This window comes from Gaiella sp., from assembly GCF_039915195.1.
Classification (GTDB): domain Bacteria; phylum Actinomycetota; class Thermoleophilia; order Gaiellales; family Gaiellaceae; genus Gaiella.
Genome location: NZ_JBDSNT010000119.1, coordinates 1 through 8,685 on the forward strand (window position 1 = coordinate 1; position 8,685 = coordinate 8,685).

Annotated in this window: 8 protein-coding genes and 1 pseudogene; 8 read left to right on the forward strand and 1 reads right to left on the reverse strand. The window is 67.2% G+C overall.

The genetic code is table 11. The features are described 5' to 3' along the window. The 7 genes from ABIR74_RS11575 to ABIR74_RS11605 all read left to right on the forward strand — a co-directional run. A partial coding sequence (locus tag ABIR74_RS11575; protein ID WP_348178252.1) for an ester cyclase occupies nt 1–944 on the forward strand: 944 nt, incomplete at its 5' end. 263 nt (nt 945–1,207) lie between these two features. After that, a complete protein-coding gene (locus ABIR74_RS11580; RefSeq protein WP_348178254.1) occupies nt 1,208–2,800 on the forward strand; it encodes an IPT/TIG domain-containing protein in 1,593 nt (530 codons plus the stop codon). A 387-nt stretch (nt 2,801–3,187) separates the two neighbouring features. Further along, a complete protein-coding gene (locus tag ABIR74_RS11585; protein ID WP_348178256.1) occupies nt 3,188–3,931 on the forward strand; it encodes an SDR family oxidoreductase in 744 nt (247 codons plus the stop codon). Between the two features lie 173 nt (nt 3,932–4,104). Further along, nucleotides 4,105–4,626 carry an HD domain-containing protein gene (locus ABIR74_RS11590; protein WP_348178258.1) on the forward strand — a complete coding sequence of 174 codons (522 nt, stop codon included), beginning with the start codon at nt 4,105–4,107 and terminating at the stop codon, nt 4,624–4,626. An 18-nt stretch (nt 4,627–4,644) separates the two neighbouring features. Further along, complete coding sequence (locus tag ABIR74_RS11595; protein WP_348178260.1) at nt 4,645–5,076, forward strand: hypothetical protein; 432 nt, start codon at nt 4,645–4,647, stop codon at nt 5,074–5,076. Nucleotides 5,077–5,113: 37 nt separating this feature from the next. Further along, nucleotides 5,114–5,740 carry a DUF429 domain-containing protein gene (locus ABIR74_RS11600; protein ID WP_348178262.1) on the forward strand — a complete coding sequence of 209 codons (627 nt, stop codon included), beginning with the start codon at nt 5,114–5,116 and terminating at the stop codon, nt 5,738–5,740. A 17-nt stretch (nt 5,741–5,757) separates the two neighbouring features. Then, complete coding sequence (locus ABIR74_RS11605) at nt 5,758–6,606, forward strand: formyltransferase family protein (protein ID WP_348178264.1); 849 nt, start codon at nt 5,758–5,760, stop codon at nt 6,604–6,606. Between the two features lie 170 nt (nt 6,607–6,776). On the opposite strand, the gene ABIR74_RS11610 is transcribed toward ABIR74_RS11605, so the two are convergent. Beyond that, on the reverse strand, nt 6,777–8,174 hold the full coding sequence (locus ABIR74_RS11610) for a pyridoxal-dependent decarboxylase (protein ID WP_348178266.1): 1,398 nt from the start codon (nt 8,172–8,174) through the stop codon (nt 6,777–6,779). Nucleotides 8,175–8,419: 245 nt separating this feature from the next. Between ABIR74_RS11610 and ABIR74_RS11615 the strand changes: the two are divergent. Then, nucleotides 8,420–8,685: pseudogene (locus ABIR74_RS11615) on the forward strand (peroxide stress protein YaaA); the annotation flags it as partial.

The window sequence follows — 8,685 nt, forward strand, 5'->3', positions numbered from 1 at the left end:
TCTCCGTGGCGACACCGACTGTCGAGATCCTCTACTTCCAGGGGTGCCCCAACCACACCCTGGCTCGAGAGCTGGTCGGGCGGGTGGCACTCGACCTCGGAATCGCAGTCGACCTCCGTTTGGTGGACGTGCAGACGCCGGATGACGCGCAGCGCCTGGGGTTCCTCGGGTCGCCCACTATTCGCGTGAATGGCAACGACGTGGAGCCTGGGGCCGCCGAGCGGACGAACTACGCCCACTCGTGTCGGATTTACCGAACGGACACAGGGTTCACGGGACAGCCCGACGAACGGTGGGTGCGCGACGCACTCGCCTCCACGCATGCGACTGACGCTACGCGCAGCGCCGGTCAGCGTCTCGTCACTGAAGGGGGGAGACCCGTCGAAGTGCTCCCGCGGGCAGAGTACGACGAGGAGCACCTTCCCGGTTCCGTCATCCCGCTCGGAAAACCGAATCGGCACGCGACCGAACGCCTCGCGCTGCACGACGGGATGCGCAAGCAGGGTGTCACATTGGATGCAATCGATGGTGAGTCGCCGCGCGTGGTCAGCGTTCGGAGTTACTGGAATGACGTCTGGAGTGAGGGCGACACTTCGGCGCTCGAGAACTTCTACCGCCCGGCGTTCTGCCTGAACGGCGAGCAGACGACCGTCGTGGAATTCGCCAAGGGGGTGACGACATGGTTGGCCCATTTCTCGGAGTTCACGGTCGAGGTCGACAAGCTATTCGTCTGTGAGAGCACCGTTGTGAGCCGCGTGATCTATCGAGCCGTCCATACCGGCGACTTCATGACTCTTCCGAAGACCGGGAAGTCAATCGAGCTGAGCGGAATCGACATCTTCGAGTTTCGCGACGGTCTCGTCACGACCCATTGGCACGAAACAGACCACTGGGACATGTACAAGCAGCTCGGCGCCGAGCTGCGACCCGGCTCGAACCTCTAGAGCAATGCGGGATGGGCACGCCTGATGACGCTCGAATCGGCGTCGTTCGAGGGGCCGCGCAGCTGCGCTTCGGTCGCTCTCGTGATTCCCTTCTCGTTCCCAGCGGCCCGCGCTCCGTCAGGAGCCTGCCGCGGACGGGTTGTTCGACGCGCTCGGGGTGGCGATATTTCTGCCGGGGGCGCATACTTGTGCCAGGCGGCGGCTCGGCGGGCCTGCGTGACGTCGGGGCGATCGTCGTCGATCTGGAGTGGAGGCGGTGAGTGATGGAAGGTTCGCGAGAGCCGAGGGCGAGTGTGGTCTCGCGCGTGACAGTCCCGACGCGGGCGCTCCTTGTTGTGGTGCTGGCAGTCATGATCGGGGCGACGGCGCTCGCGGGCTCGGCGCTCGGTGTTCTGCCGGGCTGCACCGATCTAGCGTGGGGCTGTCAGCAGGCTCACAATCCTCCCGGTTTTGCGGGGTCGAACACGGCGATCGCGTTCGACGCGGGCGGCAGTGCGTGGGTGAGTTTTCGGGATCAGGATGCGCAGGCGCTGATGGTTGCCCGCTACGTGGGTGCGGGAGGAGACTGCGTCGGAAACCAGGAGTGGGCTTGCACGGTCGTCGACGACCCGGAGGGGCACAATGTCGGCTTCGAGACGGACATCGCGTTCACCGCGGATGGCGTGGCGTGGGTGAGCTACCAGGATACGACGACCGATGACCTGAAGGTCGCTCGCACGGTCGTGCCCGGCACGGGGAGCGGCTGCGCCCCGTCGATCACGGATTGGACGTGTGAGGCGGTGGACAGCGCGAGCCAGGTGGGCGGGTACACGGCGATCGCGGTCGAGAGCAGCGCGCCGCTTGTGACCTACTGGGACGCGGGCCGCAACGACTTGCGCTGGGCACGCCCGGGCAGCGGCGTTGCGGCCTGCGACGCTGCAGGCTGGAGCTGTGGCACCGTCGATAGCGGTGCGGTCGGCGCGTACGCGAACGACTTGGCGGTCGACCCCTCCGGCCGGGCGTGGGTCGCCTACCGCTACTCGGGTAGCGGCACCGGCCCGCAGGCCGCCAAACTCGTCATCGCCACCCACGTCGTCACGGGCGGGTCGGGCTGCGGTAGCGGCTCCCCGGAATGGAGCTGCAGCCCGGTCACGAAGACGGGCAACGTTGGACTCGACACCGGCATCGCCTTTGACGCCGCCGGTGCCCCTTGGGTGCACTACTGGAACAACAACAACCTCAACCTCGCCCGGCTCGGGGGCAGCGGCCCGCGCTGCAGCGTTGCGGCGGATTGGGAGTGCTCGACAATCCACGACACGGCTGACAGCGTCGGGGAGTACGGGGGGATCGCCTTCGACGCAAGCGGAGCGGCCTGGATCACCTATCACGGAGCGACTGCGAAGCACGCCTATGTCTCGCACTACGTGGGCGCCGGCGCAGGGAGCGGCTGCGGATCGACTGGATCGACCGCCTGGGCCTGCTCCACGCTCGATGCCTCCGGTGACGTCGGTGCCTTCTGGATGGGCATTGCGATCCACCCGGACTCCGGAGCACCGTGGGTCAGCTACTACGACCGCAGCAACGGTGCGCTCAAGGTCGCGATACTCCAGGGCGCACCCACCGGCGGGTCGACGCCCGTCGTTACCGGCTTCTCGCCCACGAGTGGCCCGATCGGCAGCAGCGTGATCATCTCTGGCTCGAACCTCGCCACCACCACCGTGGTGACGTTCGGCGGAACTCCGGCGACCTTCGGCGTGCAATCCGAAGGACAGATCGCCGCCATGGTGCCGGTGGGCGCGAAGACCGGACCGATCACGATCGTGACGCCTGACGGTTCAACGACGACCTCGCAGAGCTTCCGTGTGACGAAACGCTAGCGCCGGTGCCGCTCGGGACGACCTATGAGGTTCAGATCCGCAGGAGGGTTGGCCCAGATTCCGGCGACCCAGCTCCTGATTCGCAAGAAGGAGAGCGACCTGTAGCGGAGCTGATACCGCGTCATGTGCGGACGATGCTCGAGGAGGCCTTCGCGGACACGCACGTCTGCTGCTCGGAGCCGGCAAGGTCTTGGAGGTCAGCCTCTCGATTCAGGGCCGGGCCGCCGGTACGATGACGGGTGCGCCCGCCTGTCCGATCGTCGTTCCGTCGTTCAGCCTGACTTCAGTCTCCGCCGGCCCGCGATCGTGTGCGAGGATCGGTAGGCCAATGAGCCCACCCAGGCCAGAAGTCGTGCACGGTGTACCCGCCTCCGAACGCCGGCAGACATGACGAAGGTCGCCCTGGTCACGGGCGCAGGCAGCGGGATCGGTCGAGCTGCTGCGATCGCGCTGGCCGGAGCAGGCTTCACCGTCGTCCTCGCCGGGCGACGCCTCGAGCATCTGGAGGACGCGGCCGCGAGCGCGGGCAACGGTGCAGTCGCGCTGACGTGTGACGTGCGGGACCCTGCAGCCGTCGCCGCACTCTTCGCCGAGATCGACTCGCGGTTCGGCCGGCTCGATCTCCTCTTCAACAACGCCGGCGTCAGCGCGCCAGCGACGAAACTCGAGGACGTTGCCTTCGACGACTGGCGCTCCGTGCTCGAGACGAACCTGACCGGCACCTTTCTCTGCACGCAGGAGGCGTTCAGGATCATGAAGCGCCAGAACCCTCGAGGTGGACGGATCATCAACAACGGCTCGATCTCCGCGAGCGTCCCACGCCCGGGAGCCTCTGCGTACACGGCTGCGAAGCACGGAATCACCGGGCTCACGCGATCGACATCACTGGACGGTCGTGCCTACGACATCGCCTGCGGGCAGATCGACATCGGCAACGCTGCGACCGACATGGTCGCGAAGGCGACGTCGGTCGGGATCGTGCAGGCGAGTGGCGCCGTTGAGGTCGAGCCGTCCTTCGACGTCTCCCATGTCGCGGACGCCGTCGTTTACATGGCTTCCCTGCCGCCCGAAGCGAACGTGCAGTTCATGACCGTGATGGCGACGAAGATGCCGTTCATCGGCCGCGGTTAGGACGCCGACGAGACGATTCCCATCGCGAGAGTCATCGAGGAGAGCCCGTAGTAGCCGAGGTTGTGGATGTAGAGGGAGTCGCCGTCAGGACAAAGCCAATCAGCCCGAGCGGGGCGTCCCGCACCGAACATTCTCGGGTTCAACGTCACGGAACGCCCCACTAGACTCCACTCGTGGACCCCTCGCTCGCGCCCCTCGTCGTCGCCCGCTCGACCCGTCCCGGATCGCCTGATCACGGCGAGCAGCACTGGAAGGCCGTCGCCTGGGCCGGGCTTGGTCTCGCGCGCCGGCTCGGGGGCTGCGATGCCGAGATCATCCTCCTCTTTGCGCTTCTCCACGATACGCAGCGGTTCAACGAGAGCCACGATCCCGAGCACGGCTTTCGTGCCGCGCGGTTTGCGCAGGAGCTCTGCGGCGAGGGAGTGCTCGTGCTGGACGCCGAGCGGCTCGACGTGCTCGTCGACGCGTGCACCCGGCACGACAAGGGGTTCGTCAGCGACGATCCGACGACGGGCGCCTGCTGGGACGCCGACCGCCTCAACCTCTGGAGGGTCGGGATCAGGCCCGAGGCGCAGCTACTCTCGACGCGGCCCGCGCAGGAGCCGGTGATGATCCACGGGGCGAGGTCGTTCCACGGGCGCGCGTACACCTGGGACGACCTCTTCGACGGCTTCGCCCAGCTCGCGCAGCGCTGATCTGTCAGGATCACCACCATGAGCGGGTCGACGACAGCACCCTTCTCGGCTGTCAGCCTCGCTGATGTCCTCACCGATTCGGGCCTGCCCGACGGCAGCGGTGCTGCTGCGTTCCATCTCGTTCGCCGCCACTTCGATATCCAGGCGTTCGGCGTGAACGGCGCCACCGGCAACGCGGGTGAGCTAGTGATCACCGAGCACGACGAGCGCGCAGATAGTGACTACGGCACGGAGGGCCACGAGGAGTTGTTCGCGGTGATGAGCGGCCATGCGGTGTTCACGATCGACGGCCAGGAGGTCGACGCACCGGCGGGCACGCTCGTCTTCGTGCGTGACCCCGCGCTTCTTCGCTCGGCGGTGGCAACGGTCGACGGCACCGCGATTCTTGCCGTCGGTGCGCGTCCGGGTGCACCGTACGCGGTCTCACGCTGGGAGCAGTCGATCGTCTGACGCGACAGGAAGTCGTCGGGCAGGGCAGACTGGGTAGGTGGCCGAGCTCGTAGCGGGTGTCGATGGGTGCAAGCGCGGCTGGGTCGCCGTGGTGCTGATCGACGGCCGCTTTCGCGAAGCGCGGCTGCTCGAAGGCGTCGAGTCGTCGTTCGCCGAGCTCGCCGACATGAAGCGGATCGCGATCGATATCCCGATCGGCTACGGGCCACGTGAGGCGGACGCGCGCGCGAGAGACGTGGTCGGCGGCAGCTCCGTGTTCTCGATTCCGGAGAAGGAGCGTTTCGAAGTTCCGTTTGCCGAGGGTGGCGGCATCTCTGCACAGGCCCACGCGCTCGCCGACCGGATTCGCCACGTCACCGCACTCGCTGCCGCGGACAAGCGGTTCCGCGAGGTTCACCCGGAAGTGTGCTTCACGGCGATGAACGACATGAAGCGACTGAAGTTCCGCAAGAAGTCCGCGGGCGGGGCGTTCGAGCGCCTCGGCCTTCTGCGCAAGCACGGGATCAATATCGATCCGGGCACGCTCGGAGCCGCGGCGACGATCCCACTCGACGACCTCCTCGACGCTGCCGCGTGCGCGTGGACGGCGTCACGCCGCGATGCCGTCTCGCTGCCCGCTCCGCCGGAGATCCGCGACGGCCAGCCGGTCGCGATCTGGTACTGAGTCGTAGAATCGACCGGATGGCCGAGCGCCTCCGCATCGTCACCATTTGCTCGATAGCGCCGCTCGCGCACGCACTCGTCGGGACGCTGCGCGAGCTCGGTCACGTACCGGTCGCCGTGCTCGGCCCGCGCAGGGACGGAAACCGGGAAATGCCGCCGCACCTCGTGCTCACCGAAGCCAGCGCGCCGGCCGGCGTCGATCTTCTCTTCGCTCGCGATAAGCACGCGATAGAGCCGCTCCTGCGCGCGTACGCGCCCGATCTGATGCTGTGCTCGGGCTTTCCGTGGAAGATCCCACAGGCGGCCCTCGACGTGCCGCGGCTCGGGTCGGTGAACCAGCACCCGGCGCTTCTCCCACGGCACCGTGGCCCGATCCCGTTAGCTTGGACCGTGCGAGAGGGCGATCCGGTCTGGGGGATGACCTGGCACTACATGGACGCGGAGCTCGATACCGGCAACCTGCTCGCGCAAGGATCGATCCCCGTCCTGGACGACGACGTCAGCATTGATGAGTTCGCGCCAAGAATCCAGGCGCTAGCGATGGGACTTCTTCCGCAGGCACTCGACCGCGTCATGGCCGGTGACCCTGGCGATCGGCAATCCGAGGACGGGGCGACCTGGGCGGGGCACTTCGAGGATAACGACTACGTGCGCATCGACTGGTCGCATGCTGCTCGCGCAATCCACAACCAGGTGCGTGCGTGGCGCCTCACGTTCGGCATGTCCGGCCTGCGGGCGCCGCTTGCCGAGATCGACGGGGAGGAGGTCGTCGTCATAGAGACGCAGCTCTCGGATCCAGGTGGCGACGCGAGGCGGGTCGAGTGCGGTGACGGCCTGCTCTGGGTGGTCTCGACAGAGCCCGTCTGAGTCCTTGTCGGAAGTCGCCGCCCGGACGGGTGCTCTCCTGAGCCGCTGATGTCGCCGTCCGCGGGCTGAGCGCTCCTCGGCCCGTACGAATCGGCGAGGAGCAGCGGGGGAGCGAGAAGGGCCAGGATGGGAATGTCCGTGTCACCCCCTCCCCGATCGCACTGTCTGCATCAGGTGACGACACCGCTCGCGTGGACACGCTCGCCGATCTCGAGAGTCAGGTCGATGAGCTGCTGCAAATGCCGCGCTTCGGTGCGGTAGCTGACGATGCAGGTGCGGATCGTCGTGCGGCCGCGGATCGCGGCGTTCGAGGGAAACACGCGCCCGTCGATCTGCAACTCTGTCATCACACGGTGGTTGAGCCGATCGAGGTAGCCGTCGTCGTCGACGCCCGAAGGGCGGTAGCGGAAGCAACAGATCGAGAGCGATGTGGGACAGGCGAGCTCGAGCTCCGGAGCCTCCTCGACGAGCTCGGCCAACCAGTTCGTGAGGGCTACGTCGTGCTCGATCCGTCGCGCGTACGCTGCCCGTCCGTGGGCGAGGAGCCCCACCCAGACGCGAAGGGCGATGAAACCGCGACTCAACTGGAGTCCTTCGAACCCGTAGTCCGTACCCCGATCGGCGACTTCGCGGTCTTGAGCGACGTAGGCCGCGTGCGCACTGAACGAGTCGAGTAGTGCCGTTTCGTCGCGGACGAGGAAAGCGGCGGAGACGACCGGCGCGTACAGCCACTTGTGGGTGTCGAAGGTGATCGAGTCCGCCAGTTCGATGCCGTTCAGGAGCGGGCGAAGCTCATCCGAGAGAGCGATCGCGCCGCCGTACGCCGCATCGACATGGAACCAGGCTCCGACTCGGGTCGCGACCGCGGCGATCTCGACGAGCGGATCGATAGAACCCGTCCCGGTCGTACCGGCCGTTCCCACGATCGCGACCGGCTTCACGCCGGCCGCGAGGTCGTTGGCAACAAGCCGCTCGAGATCGTCCACGCGCATTCGAAGGCGCTCGTCTACCGCCACCTTGCGAACGGCCGATTCGCCGAGGCCGAGGACGTCAGCTGCGCGATCGATCGTGAAGTGGCTCTCCTCCGACGCGTAGATTGCGAGCCGCTGGCCGCCGACACCTGAGATCCGCACGTCCGTATTCGCCTGATCGCGCGCGAGCTTCAGGGCGGAGAGGTTGGCGAGCGACCCGCCGCTGACGAGATTGCCACCGGCACCGGCGGGAAGACCAAAGCGGCTCGCGAGCCAGCGGATCAGTTGCGCCTCGACCTCACTCGGAGCGGCGGAGAGCGCCCAGCCTCCGGGGTTCGAGTTGAGTCCCGAGGCGAGGAGGTCTGCGATAGCGCCCGGCACGGTTCCTCCACCGGAGATGTAGGCGAGGAATCCTCCGCTTCCGGGTCGCACCGCATTGTCGAGAATCGCTTGCAGGTGCTCGATCAGCGCGTCCTCGTCGAGAGGCTGCTCGGGCACATCCAGGGCGACAGCGGAACGGACGCCCGCGGTCGTCAGCCTGGGGCTCGTCGGTGCGTCCGGCAGGTCGGCGAGCAACGAGGAGTAGAGCTCCGGCACGCGTGTCCCGAATGCGTCGCTCGGTCGGGAGCCCGGTCGAGGTCGGTTACGGGACTGGGAGGGTCAGATGGCACGGGACGAGCGTACAACGACACGCGCCGCCTCCGCACACGTCATGGACATCCTTCGCTGCATCGGTTCTGCCGACCCCTCGCTCGAGTGAGCAGCCGTGGGCATACACGCTTCGTTCTCGTGGGCGAATAGACTGCCGAGGCGCGGAGTCGTCGTGATGCCGCACCCGCCCCATGGCTCCTCGTCGACCGCCCCTCATCCTCTTGCCGCCGAGCGAGACGAAGTGGGCGCCCGCGCGCGGCAAGCCCATCGACCTCGAGCGCCTCTCGTTCCCGACACTGACTCCGCGGCGTGACGCACTGCTCGATCCCGATCTCCGTCAGGCACCGACAACCGCAGCCGGACGGCTCTACACGGGCGTGTTGTACGCGGCGCTCGACATCCCCACGCTTCCCGCACGGACGGCGAGCAACATCGTGATCATCTCGGCCCAGTTCGG